This is a genomic window from Streptomyces sp. NBC_01433, from assembly GCF_026340105.1.
Taxonomy (GTDB): Bacteria; Actinomycetota; Actinomycetes; order Streptomycetales; family Streptomycetaceae; genus Streptomyces.
The window spans coordinates 6137786-6160339 of sequence record NZ_JAPEPM010000001.1; the positions used below are offsets into that span (position 1 = coordinate 6137786).

A 22554-nucleotide genomic window follows, 5' to 3' on the forward strand; every position below is an offset into this window, starting at 1 on the left:
CTCGTCGTGGGAACCACTCTCGCCCTCACCGGCGCCGCGCCGGCGACCGTCGCCGCGCCGGACTCGGCCCCCGCATCCGCCGGCAGTGGTGACCACCGCATCGGCCACGCCCAGCCGATCGACAGTGTCAACCCCTTCGGGCAGCAGAACGTCATCTCCAACTCGGTCAGCCTGACCGCTTACGACATGCTCCTCAACTACCGCACCGCGGACGGCCGCCCGGACCTCGACAACTCCCTCGCCCGGTCCTACCGGACGTCGAAGGACGGCCGCACCTGGACCTTCCAGCTCCACCCCGATATCACCTGGTCCGATGGCAAGCCGCTGACCAGCTCCGATGTCCAGTGGACCTATCAGGCGGTCATGGCCAACCAGACCAATGTGCTGCGCGGCTATGTCACCAACGTCAAGAAGATCACCGCGCCCGACCCGCTCACCGTGGTGTTCCGGCTCTCCGAACCGGACGCCCGGCTGGAGTCCGCCTCCGTACCGATCCTGCCCAGACACGTCTTCGCCCGCTATCCGGTGGCCAAGCTGGACAAGATGCCCATGCCCCTGCCGGCGGTGACCACCGCACCCTTCCGGATCACCTCGTACAAGAAGAACGGCACCACCGTCCTCGACTCCAATCCACGTTTCCGGGGAGCCCGCCCGGAGGTGAAACGGGTGCTGTTCGTCCACTACCAGAGCAGCCAGGCCGCGCTGCGGGACCTCAAGCTGGGCAGTCTGGACACGATCGCGGACGGCGACAGCAGCTGGGTCGCCAAACTCAAGAACGACCACGACATCACCGTCTGGACGGCGCCGTCCCCCGGCTACTCGGAGATCGCCTTCAACTCCTGCCCGTCCGGCGGAGCAGGCTCCTGCACCGGACCGGCGAAGAGCGTCCGTACCGCCGTCGTGCAGAACCCGGCCATCCGCAAGGCACTCGCCTGGGGCATCGACCGCGAGGACCTCTCCCGAACCATCTACGCCGGGCAGAGTCCACCCGCCGACGGGCTGATCTCGCCCTACTACTCCTCCTACTACCGCAGCTTCGCCAAGGATCCCGAGGTCGGCTACGGATACGACCCGGAAAAGGCCCGCGCGATCCTCCGGGACGGTGGCTGGAAGTGCGCAACCACCCCCTGTGTCAGGAACGGGGTCAAAGCCGAGTTCGAGATGATGGTCCGCTCCACCTCCTCCCAGGACCAGAACGCGGTCCGCCGGATCCGGGCCTGGGCCTCCCAGATCGGCATCGCCATCACGATGACCACGGTGACCGAGGACGCCCTCAACAACGCCATCTACAACCCGGGATCCAAGGAGGGGCGTTACGCCCCGAGCTACGACTCCTTCTACTGGGCGTGGAGCGGCGACATCGGCACCCCCGACCTCAACCTGGAGGTCCTGCGGACCGGGAACTCCTGGTCCGACTCGTACTACTCCAACCCGGCGTACGACCGTGCCTCACTCGGCGCGGTGCGCTCCATGGACATGCCGCGCCGCGTCGCCGCCATGCGGGAGGCCCAGCGCATCGCCCTCACCGATCTGCCGTACATCCCCACCGTCTTCGCGGTCAGGGTCATGCTCACCCGTACGGACACCTGGCACGCCCACCGGCCGTCCCCCGACACCGGGGCCGGATCGCCCTTCGGCACCAACTGGCTTCAGCTGACGTCGCTGCGGGCCGGGCCGGCACCGGGCACGGTCGAAGCGGCGGGGGCACCAACGGCGGCCATGAGCACCCCCGCCTGGCTGGCGCTCGCGCTGGTCACGGCAGGGGCGGGCTATCTGTTCGGCCGTCGGCGCGGATCGGTCCCGGCCGAAGTCCGCGACTGGACCGACGAGTAGCGCGGGAGCAGCGAGATGACGACCTTCCGACGCCTCACCGGCCGGGTTCTGACCGCCCTGGGAACCCTCGCCTTCGTCCTGGTGCTCAACTTCGTGATCTTCCGGGCCATGGGCGACCCCAAGCACGACCTGGCCCGCAACCCGCACCTCACGGAGGCCGCGCAGACCGCCCTGATCCAGCAGCGCGGGCTGGATCAGAGCGAGTGGGTCCAGTTCACCCGCTATCTCCGTGACACCCTCACCGGGGACCTCGGCACCTCCTTCATCACCAATCGTCCCGTCGCCGAGGAACTGCTGAAGGCCCTTCCCAACACCCTGATCGTGGCCGGGCTCGCCACCGTGCTGGCCTCGCTGCTGGGACCGTGGATCGGTCTGCTCGCCGCCTGGAAACGCGGCCGGACCCGCGACACCATGCTCACCCAGGGCTCGGTGGTGCTCTACTCCATGCCGAGCTTCTGGCTGGGCATGGTGCTGATCGCGGTCTTCGCCCAATGGTGGCAACTGCTGCCCACCGGCCTCGCCGCGACCCCCGGATCGACCGCCACCGGCTGGGCCCACGCCCAGGACGTGGCCCGGCACGCCGTTCTGCCGGTCGCCACCCTCACCCTGGGCCTGCTCGCTCAGTACGCGGTCAATATGCGCAGCGCGGTGGTGGACACCATGCGGGAGGACTACGTACTGACCGCACGGGCCATCGGCCTCGCCCCGCGCAAGGTCCGCGGCCGGCACATCGTCCGCAACGCCATGCTGCCCGTGGTCACCGTGATCGGTCTCAACCTGGGCTTCGTACTCGGCGGCGCGATCACCGTGGAGGCGCTGTTCTCCTGGCCCGGCCTCGGACTGCTGACCATGGAGGCCATCAACGGCAAGGACTATCCGATGCTGCAGGGCCTCTTCCTGCTCTCCTCCGCCCTCGTGATCGCGATGAACCTGGCCACCGATCTGCTCTACAGCAGGCTCGACCCCCGGATCCGGAAGTGACACCGCCCATGGAGAAGGCACGCATGAGGAAGCCGCAGAGGGAGAAGGACCGAGTGCGGGAGAGCCCGATGAGACAGGGGCGGGCGGGGGAGGGTACGCCGGTCGCGGCCGGCCTGGCCGCGACCGAGGAGCACCGCGCCACCGCCCGGCGGCTGCTCGGCGAGGGACACGGCGGGCGGCGCGCCCGCGCCGCCGGAGCCGTCCTGGCCGTGCTGCGGGACCGGCGCGGAGCCATCGGCGCCGGGCTCCTCACCGCCTTCGCCCTGATCGCCGCACTCGCCCCCTGGCTGGCCCCGCAGGACCCCAGGGCGGCCGGCTCCTTCTCGTCCGCGATCCTCGCCGACCCGAGCGCGGCACACTGGCTCGGCACCGACGAGAACGGCCGCGACCTGCTCTCCCAACTGCTCCTCGGCACACAGGACACCATGCTGGTGGGCTTCACGGCCGCCCTGGTCTCCTCGGTCATCGGCACCGCCGTGGGCATCGCGGCGGGCTACTTCGGCGGCTGGACCGACCGGATCCTCAGCATCCTCAACGACTGGTTCCTCGTGCTGCCGATGATCCCGGTGACCGTGCTCGCCGCGAGCCTGCTCGGCAACCGCGCCGCGCACCTCCCACTCGGCCGGACCACCGTGCTGATCATGGTCATCGGGCTGTTCGGCTGGGCGGGGACCTCGCGGATCGTCCGCGCGGAGGTGCTCTCGCTCAAGCACCGGGCCTTCGTGGAACGCTCCGTGGTGCTGGGCGCCGGACGGTTGCGGGTGATCCGGACCCAGATCCTGCCCAATGTGGCGCCGCTGGTCCTCGCCAACGCGGTGGTCTACGTCGCGCTGGCGGTGCTCACCGAATCGACCCTGTCCTATCTCGGCCTCGGCGACCCCGACCGCTTCTCCTGGGGCGGAATGCTCCAGTCCGCCCAGGAGTCCGGGGCGATGAGCACCGGGGCCTGGGGCTACTTCCTCGCCCCCGGTCTGGGCATCACTCTGGTCGTGCTGGGGTTCTCCCTGCTCGGCCACGCCATCGAGAGCCGCGTCGACCCACGCCTCAGGGAGCAGCGATGACCGACACCCGCACCGAGCACGGCGGCGTGAGCGCCCCGACCACCCACCCGCTGCTCTCGGTCCGCGACCTCACCGTCGTACGCCGGGATCTGCCCGGCGCCAGGATCGTCGACTCCGTCGATTTCGAGCTGCGCCGGGGCGAGGCCCTGGGGCTCGCCGGGGAATCCGGCTGCGGCAAGACGACGACCGCGCTGGCTCTGCTGGGACTCCTGCCCGACGGCCTCCTCCGCACCACCGGCGAGATACACCTCGACACCGGGCAGGGGCCGCGTCCGCTGCACACCCTGTCGCCGCGCGGTATGCGCGCCGTGCGCTGGCGGCGTATCTCGATGGTGTTCCAGGGAGCCATGAACGCCCTGGACCCGGTGATGCGCGTGGGTGAGCAGATAGGTGAGGCCGTACGCCTGCACCGTCCGGCGCTGGACCGGACCGCCGTCACCGCCCGGGTCCGTGAACTCTTCGAACAGGTACGGCTCGACCCCGTCCGCATCCGTTCGTACCCGCACGAGTTCTCCGGCGGACAGCGGCAGCGCCTCATGATCGCGCTCGCCCTGGCCTGTGAACCCGACCTGGTCATCGGCGACGAGCCGACCACCGCCCTGGATGTCATCACCCAGCGCCGGATCCTGGAACTGCTGGACGAACTGCGCCGCGAACTCGACCTCTCGGTACTGCTGATCACTCATGATCTGTCGGTCCTCGCGGAGACCTGCGACCGGATCGCGGTGATGTACGCCGGCCGGGTCGTGGAGACGGGCACCGTGGACGAGGTGTACGGAGCCCCCGGGCACCCCTACACCCAGCGGCTGCTCGCCTCCTTCCCCACGGTGGGAGGCCCACGCGAACTGCCGCCGCCGATCCCCGGCTCACCCCCCGACCCGTCCGCGCCCGAACCCGGATGCGCCTTCGCTCCCCGCTGCCACCGGGTGGAGGACCGGTGCCGCGCCTCCGCACCGGCGGCAGCCGGAGACCCCCGCGGAGGAGGCCATACCGTCCGCTGTCACCTCCTGCCCTGGCCCGCCACGAAACCGGAGACGCCCCGATGACCGCCGCCGCCCATCCGCTCTTCGAGGCCGAAGGCCTCGGCGTGACCTTCCCCGGCCGGGGCAAGCCCGTCGACGCGCTCCGTGATGTGTGCCTGACCTGGGCCGAGGGCGAGGTACTCGGCCTGGTCGGCGCATCCGGGAGCGGCAAGTCCACCCTGGGCCGGACCCTGATGGGGCTCCAGCGGCCCAGCGGCGGAAGCCTGCGGTTCCGCGGCGAGCCGCTGACCGGGCCGCGTGACCGCGACTTCCGCCGCAGGGTCCAGATGATCTTCCAGGACCCCTATCAGTCCCTCAACCCCCGCCGGACCGTGGGAGCACAGGTACTCGAAGGGCTGGACGTCCAGGGCATCGGAGCGCCCGGGGAGGAGCGCACCGCCCTCGCGGTCGCCGCCATGGAACGCTGCGGGCTGGCCCCGGTCGACCGCTACTGGCACCGCTACCCGCGCCAGCTCTCGGGCGGCCAGCGTCAGCGGGTGGTGATCGCCGCCGCCGTCGCACTCGGCCCCGAGGCGCTGATCTGCGACGAACCGGTCTCCGCGCTGGATGTCTCCATCCGCTCCCAGGTGCTGGGACTCCTCGCCGAGCTGCGCCGGGACGAGGGCATCGGGCTGCTCTTCATCACCCATGACGTCGGGCTCGCCTGGGCCCTCTGCGACCGGGTGGCCGTCCTGCACCTCGGTGAACTGGTCGAGTACGGCGATGTCGAGCAGGTACTCGGCGCTCCCCGGCACCCGTACACCCGGGAACTGCTGGCGGCGGTGCCCGCACCGCGCGGCTGATGTCCGGGGAGGGGTCCGGTTCGCGCGGTCACGGGTACGACCTGGCCGGCACCTCGGTCAGGTGGGGTGCCGGCCAGGGGTCTTGGGAGGAGCGGGTCAGGGATTCCCGCTCGCGCCCTGTGTGATGCGGGCGATCGCCTCGACGGTCAGGGCGCGGTCGTGCGGTTCGGTGTCGAGCGCGCGGTGGATGGCGAGTCCCTCGATCAGCGCGTCGAGCTGCCGTGCCGTCGCCGGGTCGAAGTGCCACTCCAGCGCGCGGCGGCTCCGGCGCATCCACTCCCGGGTCAGCTCGCGGTAGGCGGTTTTCCGGGCGGCGAGCGTGTAGAGCTCGTGGGTGAGGACGAGTTCGCGCTGATTCCCGCTGGACAGATGATGGACGAGGCCGACGACCGCCTCCCGGGCCTCGTCGGGGGTGCTCGCGGCGCCGAGACGCTCCTCGAAGACGGCGACGATACTGCTGGAGAAGCGGATGAACGCTTCCCGCAACAGCTCGTCCATGCCACCGAAGTGATACGTCATCGATCCGAGCGGCACCCCGGCGCGGGCGGCGACCTTGCGGTGCGACGTTCCGGCGACCCCCTCCTCCGCGATGAGGTCGAGCGCGGCGGTGATGATGCGCTCCCGCCGCTCGGGGTCGTTCCTTCCAGTCGCCACGGTGCTTCCCTTTTCTAGATCGAGCGGATCACCCGGGCCGGATTGCCCACGGCAACCACGTTGGCGGGGACGTCCTTCGTCACGACGGCTCCGGCGCCGATGACGCTGTTGTCCCCGATGGTCACCCCGGCGAGCACGATCGCTCCGCCGCCGAGCCAGACATTGTCGCCGATCGTGATCGGCTTGGCCGCCTCCAGTTTGTCCCGGCGCGGCTCCGGCTCCACCGGGTGGGTGGGGGTGAGCAACTGTACGTTCGGCCCGATCTGGCAGTCGCGCCCGATGGTGATGGGCGCCACGTCGAGCGCGGTGAGGTTGTAGTTGATGAACGTGTCCTCGCCGACCGTGATGTATGTGCCGTAGTCGACGTAGAGCGGCGGCCGGATATGGGCACCCGCGCCGACACCGCCGAGGAGTTCGGCGACGACGGGCTGCGCGGCATCGGCGTCCTCCGTGTACGCCGCGAGGTACTGGGCGGCCAGGCGCACGGCTCGCTGCTGGGCCTTGGCGATGTCCGGGTCGTCGGAGATGTAGAGGTCTCCGGCGAGCATCCGCTCATGGTTGGTACGGGGGTCTCCCGCGAAGTGGTCCTTCATGCGTACGATCGTACACTCAAGGCGTACGACCGTACGCTCCAGTCGCTCCCCCACTTCGATCCGTCTGCTGAGGCCCCGCTGTCATGGACGCCGCTACGCGCCGCCGGCGCACCGCCCTGTTTCTCCTCATGCTGGCCGCCGGCACCGGCATGGCGTCCTGGGTGGCCCGCACCCCGGCCGTCCGGGACGGCCTCGACGTGTCCACCGGCTCGATGGGGCTTGTGCTGTTCGGTCTTTCCACCGGTTCGATGGCCGGCGTCACGGCCTCCGGTCCGCTCGTGCGCCGTTACGGGGGCCGGGCGGCGATCAGCGTCGGCGCGGCCCTGATCGTCGCCGGGCTCCTGGCCGTCGCGGCGGGCACGAGCCTGTCGCTGGCGGGTGGGGTCTTCTGCGGACTGGCCCTGTTCGGCGGCGGGATGGGGCTCGCCGAGGTCGCGTTCAACATCGAGGGCGCGGCCGTCGAGAGCGTCATCGGCAAGCCCGTCCTGCCGGTGCTGCACGGCTGCTTCAGTCTCGGCACCGTCGTCGGTGCGCTGCTGGGCATGGGGCTGACCGCGGCCGCGGTCCCCGTCGGCCGGCACCTGGCGGCCGTCGCGGTGCTCATCGCGGCCGTCGCGGTCCGGGCCGTCGTCTCGATCCCGCACGGCACCGGGAAGGAGGCGGCCGGTAGGGCCAACGGCGCTTTGGGGAAGGGCGGTTGGCGGGGCGGGCTACGGGTGTGGCAGGACCGGCGGCTGGTCCTCATCGCGGTGATAGTCCTGGCCATGGCCTTCGCGGAGGGCGCCGCCAACGACTGGCTGCCGCTGCTCATGGTGGACGGCTACCACGTGAGCGCCACGGCGGGGTCGCTGACCTTCCTGGCCTTCGCCTCGTCGATGACGCTCGGCCGCTTCGCCGGCGGCCTCCTGCTGGAGCGCTTCGGCCGGGTCAAGGTCGTCCGGGTCAGTGCCGTCACCGCGGCCGTGGGGCTGGTGCTGGTGATCGTCTCGCCCAGCCCGCTGATGGCAGGCGCCGCCACGGTGCTGTGGGGACTCGGTGCCTCGCTCGGCTTCCCGGTCACCCTCTCCGCGGCGGGCGACCACCCGCACGACGCGGCGGCACGGGTCGGCGCGGTCGCCACCGCGGGGTACGTCGCGTTCCTGGTCGGCCCGCCCGCACTCGGCTTCCTCGCCGACCACATCGGACTCCGGCTCACCATGACCGTCGTCCTCGCCCTGCTGATCGTCGCCTCCACGCTGGCCGGGGCGCTCGGGTCCGGCCGCCGCGCCGGTACGGAACCGGCCCCGGTCACCAGCTAAGGGCTGTCCCATCATCCCTGGTGGATCAGCGTGCGGCGTCGGATGCGGTGCGTCGCAAGGCGGAGGGACGTCCGCATACCCGGCGAGCACCTCCGACCCGCCCCGGAATATGGCGAGTTCATCTGTCGTCATACCGACGGGGAGCCACCAGAACGGCCACGTGCCAGAGGCGTACAAAGCCCTACTGGGTTCTGTCGGCGGATCATGCGAACACCAGGGCGTGTCCGGCGGATCCTGTGACCGTCGCGGCTTCGGGCCGTTGGCCTGGTCATGGGGCGGGGAGATCTGACACACGCGGAGCGGGCTCGGTTGAAGTCTCATCCGCCGATGTCCAGGAAGCGTGGCGGCCGTTGGGTCAGCCATCGCAGGATCATCAACGGGGTCTTGTACCGGCAGCGAACCGGAGTGCCATGGCGTGTTCCACCTGCACGCTTCGGTCCGTGGAAGACTGTGTAATCGCTGGCGGGGGCGGGCGCCGCCTCCAGCGATGCTGATCACTCCAGGGCAGTGGGCGGACCCCCTCGGTTCATCCCGGTCATGGAACGGATTCGCGTCGTACGGCTGGTCGGCGGACGTCCGCGTACCCGGCCTGATCATCTTGGCGGCGACAAGGCGTACTCATCCCTCCGCAACCGCCGATACCCGCGTCGGCGCCAGATCAAGCACACCATCTCCGAGCCGAAGAATCAGCGGACCAACCGACAACTCCGGGGTAGCAACGGCGGCCGTCCCACCGGCTTCGACACGACGGTCTACAAGCGCAGGAACGAGGTCGAGCGGACGATCAAGGCGCTGAAGCGCTTCCGGGCCCTGGCAGCCCGGTTCGACAAACGGGCTTACGTCTTTCACGGCACCGTCACCATCGTTTCCATTCGACTCCGGCTCCGCCCATGACGTGGGACAGCAGCAACTGTCCGAGCGGGCAGGTAACCCGCTTTCCTCCAGGCAGTGTGCGTTGCCCAGGCCGCGGATGCTGCGGACGACCTACTCAGCCGGTGTGGGATACCACGGCGTCGATGAGGTCCGGCCAGAGCTCTCGGGGGCGGTCGTGGCCCATGTCGGGGATCAGCAGGAGTTCCGCACTGGGCACGAGCTCCGCAGTGCGCTTTCCGCCGCTGGGGTCGATCAGCGTGTCGTCCAGACCATGGATCACCAGCGTCGGCACCCGCAGTTCACGGAGTGCGTCCGCGCGTGAACCGCTGAGGATCATCGCGCCGAGTTGCCGCCCGATTCCCGCGGGGTAGTACGAGCGGTCGTAGCTCGCGGCGGCCAGCTCACGCAGCGCCGCCGCGTCGCCGTAGCGCTTGGAAGCCCACGCCAGCTCCTTCTCCGCCGCCGTGACGTATCCCGCGCGGTCCGCCGGCTTCGGGGTGAACAGCGCCGCCTGAGCCTCCGGGCTGGACTGACCGTATTCACTCTCGCCGGTCGAGGACATCATCGACGTCAAGGTCAGCACTCGCTCCGGCGAGGAGAGAGCCATCGTCTGGGCGATCATCCCGCCCATCGAGGTGCCGACCACGTGGGCGCGTTCGATACCGAGCGCGGTGAGCAGACCGAGTCCGTCATCAGCCATGTCGCGAAGCCCATAGGGAACCATCGCGAGGGCGGCGGGAATGTCACCCGAGCTGACGGTGGCGATGAACCTGCCCATGTCGACCGGGTGCTCGTCGAATTTCGTGGACAGTCCGCAGTCGCGGTTGTCGTATCGGATCACGTACCGACCGCGGTCCGCCAGCGCCCGGCAGAAGTCCTCGTGCCAGGCAAGCATCTGCGCACCGAAACCCATCACGAGCAGGACGGGCGGGTCCCCGGGGTCGCCGAAGCTCTCGTACGCGATGGACACCTCGGAAGACACGGCAACATTCGGCATACATGAATCCTGCCATGGGACCGACCATGGAGCGCACCGATAAATCTGGCGCGTGACCTGCGCCTCTCCTGTTGATCCCGCCATGATCCGCCGGACACGCCCTTAGGCTGCGACGATGGACCGAGTCACCGACATGCCCGAGACGCTCGCCCAGCCCGCTCGCCCAGGCCCGGCCCAGGCGAATGACTACGACAGCTTCGCCGAGGCGTACTCGGCGGAAAACGAGAACAACCTCCTGAACGCGTACTACGAGCGGCCCGCGATGTTGGTCCTCGCCGGAGATGTGGACGGCCGCCGGATCCTGGACGCCGGCTGCGGCTCGGGCCCCCTGGCCGCCGCACTGCGCGACCGCGGTGCCGACGTCACCGGCATCGACGCCAGCGCCGGGATGCTGGCACTGGCCAGGCGGCGGCTCGGTGCCGACGCGGCCCTGTATGTGGTCGACCTGAGCGATCCCCTGCCGTTCGACGACGGTGCGTTCGACGACGTGGTCGCGTCGCTGGTGCTGCACTGCCTGGAGGACTGGGGGCCGACGCTGGCCGAGATGCGGCGTGTGCTCAGGCCCGGTGGCCGACTGATCGCGTCAGTGCAGCACCCTTTCGTGGACTACGCGATCCAGAACCCTCGGCCCGACTACTCCGCGACCACCAGCTACACCTGCGAAATGCCGTTCAACGGACAGTCCGTCCTGATGAGCTTCTGGCGCAGGCCGTTGCACGCGATGACTGATGCCTTCACCGCCGCCGGCTTCCGCCTTGCCGTCATCAGCGAGCCGCAGCCCGACCCGGCCGCCCGTGAGCTGTTCCCCGACGACTTCCAGGCCCTTTCGACCAAAATCGGCTTCCTCTTCTTCGTCCTTGAGGTACCGCCGTCGGACGCGGGCTCGGACGAGTAGTCAGTCGGCGGATCTTGAGCGGAGCCGGAGCCGACGTCGGAGCCGGCCAGGACGGCCGCGAAGAAGTCGAGGAGCCCGATGTCCGTCGGGCACCTTGCGGCGAGGTGCGGCCCCTGTCAGTCGGATTCGCGGTCTCCTCCTGCTCGACGGGGTCGACGCGCTTGAGGGAGCCGGGTGTTGGGAGAGAGGTTGCGGGGGCGGCCATGGGGCACCGCTCCCGGACGGTTTGTGGGGACGTTCCGTGTCGCCACACCGTAGGAACGCGCAGTTCAGGGCCGTAGGTGGTGGGGCGCCGTAGGTCTGGTGGCCGGTGTGCGTGAGGCCACCGGAAGGTCGCCGTCCCGGCCGGGCCTACGCGCGTCCGCCGCGCGAACGACCAGGCTGCTCTGCCGGGCTTCGACCCGCGCCCGTCCGCCCGCCGCGCGTACGGGCGCAAGTGGCTTGCAGTTTTTGCGGTGAACTTACGTTTTCTGAAAGCCATCGCGAAAGTCCCTGGTGTGAACGGGTGTTGGCTTGCGTGAGGCCGATTCGGTGCCAAGTGGCGGGTGCACGATCGGTAGACGGGTCATGGGTTCTCTGCAACCCTCTGATCGATCCACGCAAAAGATCGAGTGCATCATGCATAAACCCAATCCACATCACGACATCGACTGAGCCGCGCCTCGTCGCCGTCAGGGCGCGAGGCCGAGGACGGGGTTACATGAGAGTGCGACGCTGGCGATCGCGGGGCATGAGTACCGTGATCGTGACCAGTCTCCTGACGCTCGGATGGCCGGCGCTGAGCGCATCGGCGGCCGACGGCCCGAACATCGCCGTCGGCCGGTCGGCCGCGGCGAGCAGCGCACAGCGCGCGAACGCCGCGACAGGCATCACCGACGGGAACCAGAACACGTACTGGCAGAGTTCAGGAACCGATCTGCCCCAGTGGGTCCAGACCGACCTCGGGGCCACCACCCGGACGGACGGGGTCGTCCTGAAGCTTCCGGCCGGATGGAAGAGCCGCAGCCAGACGCTCTCCGTTCAGGGCAGCGCCGACGGGACGAGCTTCACGACCCTGAAGAACTCCGCCACGTACACCTTCAGTCCTGGATCGGCCAACGCCGTCACGGTGAACTTCCCTGCGACCAAAGCCCGTTACGTGCGGATCAACATCACCGCCAACACCGGTGGGCGGACCGCTCAGCTCTCCGAGCTGGAGGTGCACACCGCCGACGAGTCCTCGGTCAACCTGGCGATCGGGCGGACCCTGACGGCGAGCAGTTATACCGAGGTCTACGCGGCGGCCAACGCCAACGACGGCAACGGGTCCACCTACTGGGAGAGCCGCAACAACGCCTTCCCGCAGTGGATCCAGGCCGACCTCGGCTCTGCCGTCCGTGTCGACAGGGTCGTCCTGCGGCTGCCCGGAGGGTGGGGCGCGCGCAGCCAGACGCTGAAGCTCCAGGGCAGCACGAACGGCACGGACTTCACCGATCTGACCGCGTCCAAGGCATACGCCTTCGACAGCGCGGGCGGGCAGTCGGCGACGATCACCTTCGACGCGACCACCACGCGATACGTCCGCGTCCTGGTCACCGCCAACAGCGTCCAGCCGGGCGCCCAGCTCTCGGAGCTGGAGATCTACGGCCCGGAGTCGGGGGACACGCAGGCGCCGTCGGCCCCGGCGAACCTGGCGTTCACGGAGCCCGCGAGCGGTCAGGTCAAGCTGACCTGGAGCGCTTCCTCGGACAACACCGGCGTCACCGGCTACGACATCTACGCCAACAATGAGCTCCTGACGAGCGTGGGCGGCGGCGTCACGACGTACACCGACAACCGGCCCGCCGGCCAGACCGTCTCGTACTACGTGCGGGCGAAGGACGCCGCCGGAAACCAGTCGGGCAACAGCAACACCGTCACCCGGCGCGCGGACTCCGGTGACACACAAGCGCCCACGGCCCCGGCGAATCTTGCCTTCACGGAGCCCGCGAGCGGTCAGGTCAAGCTGACCTGGAGCGCTTCTTCGGACAACACCGGCGTCACCGGCTACGACATCTACGCCAACAACACGCTCCGCGGCAGCGTGGCCGGGAACGTGACCACCTACACCGACACCCAGCCGGCCGCCACCACGGTCAGCTACGTGGTCCGGGCCAAGGACGCCGCGGGGAACCGGTCCGCCGAGAGCAACTCCGTCACGCGCAACGGCTCCGGCGGCGCCGGTTCCAACCTCGCGGTCGGCAAGCCGATCAGCGCGTCCTCCGTGGTTCACACCTTCGTCGCGGCGAACGCCAACGACAACAGTGTGACGACCTACTGGGAGGGGGCAGGCGGCAGCTACCCCAACACCCTCACCGTCAAGCTGGGCGCGAACGCCGACATCAGCGGCGTCGTCCTCAAGCTCAACCCGGACAACGCCTGGTCGGCCCGCAACCAGACCATCGAGGTCCTGGGCCGGGAACAGAGCGCCACCTCCTTCACCGGGCTCGTCGCCGCCAAGAGCTACACGTTCGACCCGGCGAGCGGGAACAGCGTCACCGTCCCCGTCACCGCCCGGGTCGCCGACGTACAGCTGAAGTTCACCGCCAACACCGGCTCGTCGGCCGGACAGGTCGCGGAGTTCCAGGTCATCGGGGTCCCGGCGCCCAACCCGGATCTTGAGGTCAGCGGTCTGACGGCGTCGCCCGCCGCACCGGTCGAGTCGGACGACATCACCCTCAAGGCCACCGTTCGCAACAGCGGCCCGCTCGCGGCGCCCGCAAGCAAGCTGGACTTCCGTCTCGGTGGCACGAAGGCCGCCACCGCATCGGTCGGCGCACTGGCCGCCGGGGCACAGACCACCGTCAGCGCCTCCGTCGGAGCCCGGGACGCGGGCACCTACCCGTTGAGCGCGGTCGTCGACGAGGCGAACGAGATCATCGAGCAGAACGAGTCCAACAACACCTTCACCAGCCCCGATCCCCTCGTGGTGAAGCCCGTCGCCAGCTCGGACCTGATCGCGGCCGCCGTGAACACCTCGCCGTCCAGCCCCGCCGCGGGAGACGACGTGAGCTTCTCCGTCGCGATCAAGAACCAGGGCACCGTCGCCTCCGGGCCGGGCAGCCACGGTGTGACGCTGACCCTGGCCGACTCCAAGGGCGCCACCGTCAAGACACTGACGGGCGCCTTCACCGGCACCATCGAGCCCGGTGCCACCGCCGCTCCCGTGCGGCTCGGAACCTGGGCTGCCGCCAACGGCTCGTACACCGTCAAGGTCGTCATCGCCGACGATGCCAATGAGCTTCCGGTGAAGCGGCAGAACAACACCTCCGCCCAGCCGCTCTTCGTCGGCCGCGGCGCCGACATGCCGTACGACATGTACGAGGCGGAGGACGGCACGGCCGGTGGCGGCGCCCAGACCGTGGGCCCCAACCGCACGGTCGGGGACATCGCGGGCGAGGCGTCCGGCCGCAAGGCCGTGAATCTGGACGCGACCGGTGAGTACGTCGAGTTCACCACCCGTGCCTCGACGAACACCCTGGTGGCCCGCTACTCCATCCCGGACGCCCCGGGCGGCGGAGGCATCGACTCCACGATCAATGTCTACGTCGACGGTGTCATGAAGAAGGCGCTCCCGCTGACGTCCAAGTACGCCTGGCTGTACGGCGCCGAGGCCGGGCCCGGCAACTCCCCGGGTTCGGGCGCACCGCGGCACATCTACGACGAGGCGCACATCATGCTCGGCGAGACCGTCCCGGCGGGCAGCCGGATCCGGCTGCAGAAGGATGCCGCGAACACCTCCACGTACGCGATCGACTTCGTCAGCCTGGAGCAGGCGGCGGCGGTCGCCAACCCGGATCCGGCGACGTACACCGTGCCCGCCGGTTTCACGCACCAGGATGTGCAGAACGCGCTGGACAAGGTGCGCATGGACACCACCGGAAAGCTCGTCGGTGTCTACCTGCCCGCCGGTGAGTACCAGACGTCGAGCAAGTTCCAGGTGTACGGCAAGGCGGTGAAGGTGACCGGTGCCGGGCCCTGGTACACGAAGTTCCTGGCACCCGGCACACAGGAGAACACCGACATCGGGTTCCGGGCGGACGCCACCGCGAAGGGGTCGTCGTTCGCGAACTTCGCCTACTTCGGCAACTACACCTCACGGATCGACGGCCCGGGGAAGGTGTTCGACTTCGCCAACGTCAGCGACATCGTGATCGACAACGTCTGGAACGAGCACATGGTGTGCCTCTACTGGGGCGCCAACACCGACCGGATCACCATCAAGAACTCCCGGATCCGGAACATGTTCGCCGACGGCATCAACATGACCAACGGTTCGACCGACAACCTCGTGTCCAACAACGAGGCGCGCGCCACGGGTGACGACAGCTTCGCGCTCTTCTCCGCGATCGACGCGGGCGGGGCGGACATGAAGAACAACGTCTACGAGAACCTGACGTCGATCCTGACCTGGCGGGCCGCGGGTGTCGCCGTCTACGGAGGGTACGACAACACCTTCCGCAACATCCGTATCGCGGACACGCTCGTCTACTCCGGGATCACCATCTCCTCACTGGACTTCGGCTACCCGATGAACGGCTTCGGGACCGAACCGACGACCTTCGAGAACATCTCCATCGTCCGGGCGGGCGGCCATTTCTGGGGAGCGCAGACCTTCCCGGCCATCTGGGTGTTCTCCGCCTCCAAGATCTTCCAGGGCATCAGGGTCAACCATGTCGACATCGTCGACCCGACCTACAGCGGGGTCATGTTCCAGACGAACTACGTCGGCGGTCAGCCCCAGTTCCCGATCAAGGACACGATCTTCACCGACATCTCGATCTCGGGTGCCCGCAAGAGCGGGGACGCGTTCGACGCCAAGTCCGGGTTCGGCCTCTGGGCGAACGAACTGCCGGAATCCGGGCAGGGACCGGCGGTCGGTGAGGTGACCTTCAACGGTCTGCGGTTCACCGGCAACGCGGTCGACACCCGGAACACCACCTCCACCTTCAAGATCAACGTCAACCCGTAGAAGGGACGGGGACCCCGCGCGACCGATACAGCGACCGATACAGCGACCGATACAGCGACCGATACAGCGACTGATACAGCGACTGATACAGCGACTGATACAGCGACTGATACGCAGGACTAGCGCAAGCCGTTTGCGGGGCTTGCGCTAGTCTTGCGTTCATGACGCGACGACTTGCTCAGGTAGCGAAGAAGGTGGGTGTCAGCGAGGCCACGGTCAGCCGGGTCCTCAACGGCAAGCCGGGGGTTTCGCAGGCGACCCGGCAGTCCGTGCTCACCGCGCTGGACGTGCTCGGATACGAGCGGCCGACCCAGCTGAGGGGCGAGCGCGCGCGCCTCGTGGGTCTGGTCCTGCCCGAGCTGCAGAACCCGATCTTCCCGGCCCTCGCCGAGGTGATAGGCGGTGCGCTGGCGCAGCAGGGCCTCACGCCGGTCCTGTGCACCCAGACCAAGGGCGGTGTCTCCGAGGCCGACTACGTGGATCTGCTGCTCCAGCAGCAGGTCTCCGGCGTCGTCTTCGCCGGCGGTCTGTTCGCCCAGGCGGACGCCCCGCACGAGCACTACCGGCAGCTCGCCGAGCGCAAGATCCCGGTGGTCCTCATCAACGCCGCGATCGAGAGCCTCGACTTCCCCTGCATCTCCTGCGACGACGCCGTCGCCGTCGAACAGGCCTGGCGCCACCTGGTCTCGCTGGGTCACGAGAGCATCGGTCTGGTGCTGGGCCCGACCGATCACGTCCCCTCGCGGCGCAAGCTGGCGGCAGCGCGGGAGGTCGCCCGCGCCAACGGCGGAGGGCTGTCCGGCGAGTGCGTCGAGCGCTCGATGTTCTCCCTGGAGGGAGGCCAGGCGGCCGCCTCGCGCCTGCTCGACAAGGGTGTCACCGGCATCATCTGCGCCAGCGACCCGCTGGCCCTGGGCGCCATCCGGGCGGCACGCAGGCGCGGGCTCGCCGTGCCGGGCGACGTCTCCGTGGTCGGCTACGACGACTCGGCCTTCATGAACTGCACGGAGCCCCCGCTCACCACCGTGCGCCAGCCCATCGAGGCGATGGGGCGCGCGGCCGTCGACCTGCTGTGCGCTCAGATCCGGGGCGGTGAGGCCCACTCCGGTGAACTGCTCTTCGAGCCCGAACTGGTGGTGCGGGGCTCGACGGCCCAAGTGCCGCGGTAGAACCCGGCCGCCGGCCCGCTCCCGTACGTCGCGACGCCCCGGGGCCCTGTCCGACTCGGACAGGGCCCCGGGGCATTTCGCTGTCCGTATCGCCGGGATCGTTCGAGGGGTCCCGCACTCCCGGCGCGCCTCATGCGGTCATCTGTCAAACAATTACGAAATCGGCGCGACATATTGCGTCCACCTGTCGGCGGTGGTTGAGTGTGCGACGCCCCACAACGCATCGGCGGTGGGGCGACTTCCACGTTCATGCCCGAAGGGGTCCACCCATGAGAAGTGCCCGGTTCCGTCGTACCCGCCGCTCCAGTGCGGTCGCCCTCGTCTCCGCGCTCACGCTGACCGCACTCGCCGCCTGCGGCACGAGCAGCAGCAACAACGGCAGCGGTGGATCCGACGGTGGCGGGAACTCCGACCCCACCGCCCCGCTGGACCCGAAGACCAAGGTGACACTCACGATCGACTGCATGCCCCCCACGGCGAAGGCGGCCGAGCTCAAGGAGTGGAAGGAGGACGTCGCCGAGTTCAACAAGACGTACCCCAATGTCACCGTCGAGGGACGCTCCACCCCCGGCCAGTGCCTGGAGCCGCCGCGCTTCACCGCGATGCTCAAGGCCAAGTCGCAACCGGACGTGTTCTACACGTACTTCACCGACCTGCCGCAGGTCCTCGACAACGACGGCGCGGCGGACATCACCGCCTACGTCAACGACAAGAGCGTGCCGCTGCTCAAGGACATCGACCCGAACGTCCTCGACTCGCTCAAGCAGGACGGCAAGCTCTACGGCCTGCCCACCAGCAACTACACGATGGGCCTGCTCGTCAACCGCAAGCTGTTCCAGCAGGCGGGCCTGGACCCCGACGCCCCGCCGCGCACCTGGGAAGAGGTCCGCACAGCGGCCAAGAAGATCGCGGGCCTGGGCAAGGGCATCGCCGGGTTCGGCGAATACAGCGCCGGCAACACGGGCGGCTGGCACTTCACCGCGCAGATGTACAGCGTCGGCGGCGAGGTCGTCGACGCGAGCGGCAAGAAGGCCGCCTTCAACAACGACCTCGGCAAGCAGGTCGCCCAGAACCTCCACGCCATGCGCTGGGAGGACGACAGCATGGGCAAGACCCAGCTGCTCAAGTGGGGCGATCTGCAGAAGCAGATCGCCACCGACAAGCTGGGCATGTTCCTCGCCGCGCCCGACGACATCGCGTACATGGTCCAGCAACTCGGGGCCGAGTACGAGAACTTCGGCATGGGACCGATACCCGGCGCGAAGAACACCCTGGCCGGTGGCAACAACTACATGGTCAAGAAGGGGATCCCGGGCGACCGGATCAAGGCCGCGATCGCCTGGCTGAACTTCAAGAACCTCACGGTAGGCAAGGGGCAGTTCGCCTGGGCCCGCACCAAGGCGGACAAGCTGCCCGTGGGCGTTCCCCAGCCCAACTTCTGGCTGAACGAGTCCAAGACCAAGGACGATGCCGCCCGCGTCGAGCACGCCACCATGCCGGTCGCCAACTTCAAGACCTTCATGGACAACCCCGTCGCGGGCAAGGCCGAGCCGCCGAAGGCCCAGGAGGTCTACAAGGTCATCGACAACGTGATGTCGGGCATCCTCACCAACAAGGACGCCGACATCGACAAGCTGCTGGCCACCGCCGAGGCACAGGTCAACCAGGTCCTCGCCAACCAGTAACCGGCATCGGGGGCCGGGCCGCCCGGCCCCCGCGTCTCGTCCCAGCCCGGACCGCACTCCGGCACTTCCGCACCGAGGAGGCGACGATGTCGGCCCCCACTCTCTCCACGACGACCTCGAAGGAGCCGCGCGACACAGAGCTCCACGGGGACCGTCCCAGGCCGTCCGGCGGAGCGTTCACCAAGCACCTGCGCCGCAATCTCACGGCCCACGGCTTCCTGATCGGCGCCGTGATCTGCTTCTCCCTGTTCTCCTGGTACCCGATGGTGCGCGAGTTCGTGCTCGCCTTCCAGAAGACCGAGGACGGACAGACCACCTGGGCCGGCCTGTCCAATCTGAGTACCGTCTTCAACGACCCGGCGTTCTGGCAGGCATGGCGCAACACCCTGCTGTTCACCGCACTCGCGCTGGTCCTCGGCTTCGCCGTCCCGTTCGTCGTCGCCGTGGTCCTCAACGAGTTCCGGCACGCGCAGGGGTATCTGCGGCTGCTGGTCTACCTGCCGGTCATGCTGCCGCCGGTCGCCTCCGTACTGCTCTTCAAGTACCTCTACGACCCGGGGTACGGCCTGCTCAACGAGATCCTCGGCCTCTTCGGCCTGCCCGCGCAGCAATGGCTCCAGGACCCCGACACCTCCATGCTCTCCGTCGTCGTCGCGGCGACCTGGATGAACATGGGCGGCGCCACCCTGATCTACCTCGCCGCACTGCAGGGAATCCCCGGCGAGCTGTACGAGGCGGCCGAGCTGGACGGGGCCGGTCTCCTCCGCAAGATCTGGCACGTCACCATCCCGCAGACCCGGCTCATCCTGTCGCTGCTGCTGCTCATGCAGGTCATCGCCACCATGCAGGTCTTCGTCGAACCGTTCCTGCTCACCGGCGGCGCGGGCCCCGGGGGCTCGACCACCACGGTCGTCTACCTCATCTACCAATACGCCTTCAACTTCAACAACTACGGCGCCGCGGCGGCGCTCGGTCTGGTCCTGCTCGTACTGCTGGCCGGGGTCTCGGCGGTGTACGTGAAGCTCAGCCGCGCCGAGGACGACTAGGACCGGGGGATACGAAAGATGTCCACACGCACACTCATCTCGCCGGCCCAACTGGCAAGGCCCCGGGGCAGGATCGTCTACTGGGTGACCTTCGTACTCGTCGTCGGCCTGTTCACCCTGGTCTTCCTCGGACCGCTCTACTGGATGGCGTCCGGCGGCCTCAAAACCACGCAGGAGGTCGTCCAGACACCCCCGACGTTCGTCCCCCAGTCGCTCAACCCCGCGAACTACTCCCGCGCCTGGGAGGTGATGGACCTCTCCCGGCTCCTCTTCAACACGCTGTACTACGCCTTCGGCGCCCTGGCCTTCCAGCTGATCTTCGATGTGGCGGCGGCCTATTCGCTCTCCAGGCTGCGGCCGGTCTTCGGCAAGGCGATCCTCGGAATGATGCTCGCCACCCTGATGATCCCGGCGACCGTGCTCGTCGTCCCGCAGTACCTCACCGTCCTGGACGTGCCGATCGTGGAGCGCAACCTCCTGAACTCACCATGGGTGATCTGGCTGCCGTCCGTGACGAACGCCTTCAACATCTTCCTGCTGAAGAGGTTCTTCGACTCCATCCCGAAGGAGCTGCTGGACGCCGCCTCCATGGACGGAGCCTCACCGATGCGCACGCTGTGGTCGATCGTGCTGCCCATCTCGCGGCCGATCCTCGGCGTCGTCTCCATCTTCGCCGTGGTGGGGGTCTGGAAGGACTTCCTCTGGCCGATGCTCACCCTGCCCGACCCGGCCATGCAGACACTGAACGTCGGCATCTACTCACTGTCCAACGGGGTACCCGAGAACGTGCTGATCGCCGCGCTCACCATCGCGTCCCTGCCCACGCTGCTCATCTTCCTGATCTTCCAGCGCAACATCATGAGCGGCCTCACCGCGGGGGGAATCAAGGGCTGAGCGCCCGCGCGCACCCGGAGAACCCTCGCACCCACCACTCCCACAGTCCCGCACCTCTATGAAGCCTCCGCCGCCGGCCCGTTCTTCGACGCCCTGCCGTCCGGGCCGGTGGCGGAGAAACCCCTGCCCGAAAGGACCGTCACGTGGCAGCCCCTCACTCGGAACACACCGACGACTGGTGGCGCAGCGCCGCCATCTACCAGGTGTACCCACGCAGCTTCGCCGACGGTGACGGCGACGGCACCGGGGACCTCGCGGGCGTCCGGACGAAATTGCCCTACCTCGCCGAACTGGGCGTCGACGCGATCTGGTTCACGCCCTGGTACGTCTCCCCGCTCGTCGACGGCGGCTACGACGTCGCCGACTACCGCACGATCGACCCCGCCTTCGGAACGCTCGCCGAGGCGGAGAAACTCATCGGAGAGGCCCGCGAGTTCGGCATCCGGGTGATCGTCGACATCGTCCCCAACCATGTGTCCGACCAGCACGCCTGGTTCCGGGCAGCCCTGGAGGCCGGGCCCGGCAGCCCCGAGCGCCAGCTCTTCCACTTCCGCGCCGGCCGGGGCGAGAGGGGGGAACTCCCGCCCAACAACTGGCCCTCCCAGTTCTCGGGACGCACCTGGACCCGGGTGCCGGACGGTGAGTGGTACCTCCACCTCTTCACGCCCGAGCAGCCCGACCTCAACTGGGCCCACCCGGCCGTCCGCCGCGAGCACGAAGAGGTGCTGCGCTTCTGGTTCGAGCGGGGCGTCGCCGGCGTACGGATCGACTCCGCCGCGCTGCTCGCCAAGGACCCGGCGCTCGCCGACTTCGTGGAGGGCGTCGACCCCCACCCCTATATCGACCAGGACGAGCTCCACGACATCTACCGGTCCTGGCGCGCCATCGCCGACGAGTACCGGGGAGTCTTCGTCGGCGAGGTCTGGCTGCCGGACTCCGACCGCTTCGCCCGCTACCTGCGCCCCGACGAGCTGCACACCGCCTTCAACTTCAACTTCCTCGCCTGCCCGTGGCAGCCCGACCGCCTGCGACGGACCATCGACGACACGCTGGCCGAGCACGCCCCGGTCGGCGCCCCCGCGACATGGGTGCTGTGCAACCACGACGTGACCCGGACCGTGACCCGGTACGGCCGCGAGGTCACGGGGTTCGACTTCGCGGAGAAGACCTTCGGCACACCCTCGGACCCGGCACTCGGCACCCGGCGGGCCCGCGCCGCGGCCCTGCTGACCCTCGCACTGCCCGGGTCGGTCTACGTGTACCAGGGCGAGGAACTGGGCCTGCCCGAGGCCGACGTACCCCTGGACCGCATCCAGGACCCGATGCACTTCCGCTCCGGCGGCACCGACCCGGGGCGCGACGGCTGCCGGGTGCCCCTTCCCTGGGTCGCCGACGCCGCCGCCTGCGGCTTCGGTACGCCGGGCGAGCCATGGCTGCCGCAGCCGGAAGGCTGGTCGGCCTACGCCGTCGACCGCCAGAGCGCCGACCCCGCCTCGATGCTGACGCTGTACCGCGAGGCGCTGCGGCTGCGACGCACCGTCCCCGGCTTCCGGGGCGAGCCGCTGACCTGGCTTCCGTCGGAGCCGGGAGTCATGGCCTTCCGCCGTGGTCCCGGCCTGACCTGTGTCGTCAACCTCGCCGAAGAGCCCGCAGAGCTTCCGGCCCACACAGACGTCCTGATCACCAGCGGCCCCCTGGACGACGGGGGCCGTCTCCCGCAGGACACGGCGGTGTGGCTGCTCTCCTGACCCTCGCGGCCG

At 69.0% G+C, this 22554-nt stretch carries 16 protein-coding genes and 1 pseudogene; 14 read left to right on the forward strand and 3 right to left on the reverse strand.

From position 1 onward, the window contains the following. Positions 1 to 6 precede the first annotated feature (6 nt). The 5 genes from OG413_RS27455 to OG413_RS27475 are packed head-to-tail and all read left to right on the forward strand — an operon-like array spanning position 7 to position 5700. Positions 7 to 1833: an ABC transporter substrate-binding protein gene (locus OG413_RS27455; RefSeq protein ID WP_266809709.1), complete on the forward strand. Its 1827-nt coding sequence runs from the start codon at positions 7 to 9 to the stop codon at positions 1831 to 1833. A gap of 15 nt (positions 1834 to 1848) precedes the next feature. Further along, complete coding sequence (locus OG413_RS27460) at positions 1849 to 2814, forward strand: ABC transporter permease (RefSeq protein WP_266809711.1); 966 nt, start codon at positions 1849 to 1851, stop codon at positions 2812 to 2814. 23 nt (positions 2815 to 2837) lie between these two features. After that, positions 2838 to 3875: an ABC transporter permease gene (locus tag OG413_RS27465; RefSeq protein WP_266809713.1), complete on the forward strand. Its 1038-nt coding sequence runs from the start codon at positions 2838 to 2840 to the stop codon at positions 3873 to 3875. After that, positions 3872 to 4921, forward strand: coding sequence for an ABC transporter ATP-binding protein (locus tag OG413_RS27470; protein ID WP_266809715.1), 1050 nt, complete (start codon positions 3872 to 3874; stop codon positions 4919 to 4921). Before OG413_RS27465 ends, OG413_RS27470 begins: the two co-directional genes overlap by 4 nt. Beyond that, positions 4918 to 5700, forward strand: coding sequence for an ABC transporter ATP-binding protein (locus OG413_RS27475; protein WP_266809717.1), 783 nt, complete (start codon positions 4918 to 4920; stop codon positions 5698 to 5700). Before OG413_RS27470 ends, OG413_RS27475 begins: the two co-directional genes overlap by 4 nt. A gap of 96 nt (positions 5701 to 5796) precedes the next feature. Here OG413_RS27475 and OG413_RS27480 read toward each other — a convergent pair whose 3' ends face one another. Next, the gene (locus tag OG413_RS27480; RefSeq protein WP_266809719.1) at positions 5797 to 6354 is read right to left on the reverse strand and encodes a TetR/AcrR family transcriptional regulator; all 558 of its coding nucleotides are present in this window, start codon (positions 6352 to 6354) and stop codon (positions 5797 to 5799) included. A gap of 14 nt (positions 6355 to 6368) precedes the next feature. Further along, positions 6369 to 6947: a sugar O-acetyltransferase gene (locus OG413_RS27485; protein WP_266809721.1), complete on the reverse strand. Its 579-nt coding sequence runs from the start codon at positions 6945 to 6947 to the stop codon at positions 6369 to 6371. A gap of 83 nt (positions 6948 to 7030) precedes the next feature. Between OG413_RS27485 and OG413_RS27490 the strand changes: the two genes are divergently transcribed. Together OG413_RS27490 and OG413_RS27495 are read left to right on the forward strand one after the other, a co-directional pair. After that, positions 7031 to 8245 (forward strand): MFS transporter, encoded by a 1215-nt coding sequence (locus tag OG413_RS27490; protein WP_266809723.1) that lies wholly within the window; start codon positions 7031 to 7033, stop codon positions 8243 to 8245. A gap of 270 nt (positions 8246 to 8515) precedes the next feature. Further along, positions 8516 to 9139, forward strand: a pseudogene (locus OG413_RS27495) (transposase). Positions 9140 to 9233: 94 nt separating this feature from the next. Here OG413_RS27495 and OG413_RS27500 read toward each other — a convergent pair. Further along, positions 9234 to 10115 (reverse strand): alpha/beta fold hydrolase, encoded by an 882-nt coding sequence (locus OG413_RS27500; protein WP_266809725.1) that lies wholly within the window; start codon positions 10113 to 10115, stop codon positions 9234 to 9236. Between the two features lie 115 nt (positions 10116 to 10230). Between OG413_RS27500 and OG413_RS27505 the strand changes: the two genes are divergently transcribed. From OG413_RS27505 to OG413_RS27535, 7 genes are all read left to right on the forward strand, one after another. Continuing rightward, positions 10231 to 11010 (forward strand): class I SAM-dependent methyltransferase, encoded by a 780-nt coding sequence (locus tag OG413_RS27505; protein WP_266809727.1) that lies wholly within the window; start codon positions 10231 to 10233, stop codon positions 11008 to 11010. Positions 11011 to 11710: 700 nt separating this feature from the next. Further along, positions 11711 to 16000 (forward strand): discoidin domain-containing protein, encoded by a 4290-nt coding sequence (locus OG413_RS27510; protein WP_266809729.1) that lies wholly within the window; start codon positions 11711 to 11713, stop codon positions 15998 to 16000. 161 nt (positions 16001 to 16161) lie between these two features. Then, positions 16162 to 17169 carry a LacI family DNA-binding transcriptional regulator gene (locus tag OG413_RS27515; protein WP_266809730.1) on the forward strand — a complete coding sequence of 336 codons (1008 nt, stop codon included), beginning with the start codon at positions 16162 to 16164 and terminating at the stop codon, positions 17167 to 17169. A gap of 269 nt (positions 17170 to 17438) precedes the next feature. Beyond that, complete coding sequence (locus tag OG413_RS27520) at positions 17439 to 18854, forward strand: extracellular solute-binding protein (protein WP_266809732.1); 1416 nt, start codon at positions 17439 to 17441, stop codon at positions 18852 to 18854. A gap of 86 nt (positions 18855 to 18940) precedes the next feature. Next, on the forward strand, positions 18941 to 19900 hold the full coding sequence (locus OG413_RS27525) for a carbohydrate ABC transporter permease (RefSeq protein ID WP_266809734.1): 960 nt from the start codon (positions 18941 to 18943) through the stop codon (positions 19898 to 19900). Positions 19901 to 19918: 18 nt separating this feature from the next. After that, on the forward strand, positions 19919 to 20794 hold the full coding sequence (locus OG413_RS27530; RefSeq protein WP_266809736.1) for a carbohydrate ABC transporter permease: 876 nt from the start codon (positions 19919 to 19921) through the stop codon (positions 20792 to 20794). A gap of 143 nt (positions 20795 to 20937) precedes the next feature. After that, entirely contained in the window at positions 20938 to 22542 is a 1605-nt protein-coding gene (locus OG413_RS27535; protein WP_266809738.1) for a glycoside hydrolase family 13 protein, read from the forward strand. Positions 22543 to 22554: the final 12 nt, after the last annotated feature.

Coding starts and splice junctions, on each gene's coding strand:
- OG413_RS27460 (WP_266809711.1), top strand. CDS start 1,849: ATGACGACCTTCCGACGCCTCACCGGCCGGGTTCTGACCGCCCTGGGA.
- OG413_RS27465 (WP_266809713.1), top strand. CDS start 2,838: ATGAGGAAGCCGCAGAGGGAGAAGGACCGAGTGCGGGAGAGCCCGATG.
- OG413_RS27470 (WP_266809715.1), top strand. CDS start 3,872: ATGACCGACACCCGCACCGAGCACGGCGGCGTGAGCGCCCCGACCACC.
- OG413_RS27475 (WP_266809717.1), top strand. CDS start 4,918: ATGACCGCCGCCGCCCATCCGCTCTTCGAGGCCGAAGGCCTCGGCGTG.
- OG413_RS27485 (WP_266809721.1), bottom strand. CDS start 6,947: ATGAAGGACCACTTCGCGGGAGACCCCCGTACCAACCATGAGCGGATG.
- OG413_RS27490 (WP_266809723.1), top strand. CDS start 7,031: ATGGACGCCGCTACGCGCCGCCGGCGCACCGCCCTGTTTCTCCTCATG.
- OG413_RS27500 (WP_266809725.1), bottom strand. CDS start 10,115: ATGCCGAATGTTGCCGTGTCTTCCGAGGTGTCCATCGCGTACGAGAGC.
- OG413_RS27505 (WP_266809727.1), top strand. CDS start 10,231: ATGGACCGAGTCACCGACATGCCCGAGACGCTCGCCCAGCCCGCTCGC.
- OG413_RS27510 (WP_266809729.1), top strand. CDS start 11,711: ATGAGAGTGCGACGCTGGCGATCGCGGGGCATGAGTACCGTGATCGTG.
- OG413_RS27515 (WP_266809730.1), top strand. CDS start 16,162: ATGACGCGACGACTTGCTCAGGTAGCGAAGAAGGTGGGTGTCAGCGAG.
- OG413_RS27520 (WP_266809732.1), top strand. CDS start 17,439: ATGAGAAGTGCCCGGTTCCGTCGTACCCGCCGCTCCAGTGCGGTCGCC.
- OG413_RS27525 (WP_266809734.1), top strand. CDS start 18,941: ATGTCGGCCCCCACTCTCTCCACGACGACCTCGAAGGAGCCGCGCGAC.
- OG413_RS27530 (WP_266809736.1), top strand. CDS start 19,919: ATGTCCACACGCACACTCATCTCGCCGGCCCAACTGGCAAGGCCCCGG.